The sequence below is a fragment of the Thiohalocapsa halophila genome, from assembly GCF_016583825.1.
Classification (GTDB): Bacteria; Pseudomonadota; Gammaproteobacteria; order Chromatiales; family Chromatiaceae; genus Thiohalocapsa; species Thiohalocapsa halophila.
This window is the reverse complement of sequence record NZ_NRRV01000247.1, coordinates 1-724: the sequence shown is the minus strand read 5'-3', so window position 1 is coordinate 724 and position 724 is coordinate 1. Positions and strand designations below refer to the sequence as shown.

The 724-nt window shown below is 67.5% G+C and carries 1 protein-coding gene; it reads left to right on the top strand.

Annotated elements, in window-relative coordinates; all coding sequences use genetic code 11:
* The coding region (locus CKO31_RS26265) for a TonB-dependent receptor domain-containing protein (RefSeq protein WP_200243927.1) at window positions 1-662 on the top strand (662 nt) is incomplete at its 5' end.
* Between the last annotated feature and the right edge of the window lie 62 nt (window positions 663-724).

The following is a 724-nucleotide window of genomic DNA, read 5'->3' as shown; positions in this document are numbered from 1 at the left end:
TGCTCTACGGCCAAGGGTTCCGCGCGCCCTGGGTCACGGAGCTCGAGAACCTCGGCGTGCCGATCTACCGGCCCAACCCGTCGCTGCGTCCCGAGCGTCTGCGCACGGCGGAGCTCTTTATCGGCTATCGGCCATCGCCGGAGCTGGACCTCGGTCTGAACCTGTACCGGCACGCGACGGATGACCAGATCCGCCAGCAGGATCGCGGCTTCTACATCGAGCCGGAGAATGTCGGCGATCAGGTGGGGGAGGGCCTGGAGCTCCAGGCGGACTGGCGTCTCGACGCGCGTTGGTCGCTCGGCGGCTGGTATGCCTACCAGTACAACACTGACGAGACGACCGGCAAGAACGCAGGCTATACGCCGCAGCATCGGGCGTTCGCGTCGCTGCGTTTCGAGCACGGCAACGCCTTCTTCAACCTGCGCGCCCACTACGTCGGCGATCGGGCGCGCGTCGCCGAGGATCCCCGCGACGAGCCGGACGACTATCTGCGCCTGGACCTGCTCGGGCGCTACACCTTCGACCGCCGGTTCTCGGTGCAGCTCGACGTGCGCAATCTGCTGAACAGCAATGACCGCGAGCCGGCGCCGGGCACCTCGCTGCCGCAGGACATCCCGCTGCCCGGGCGCAACGTCTACCTGACGTTCCGGGTTCGGTTCTGATCCGGCGTCCGCAGTGGAGTGTCGCCATGCGCTGGGTCCGTCGCATTGCCCTGGTCTTGCTG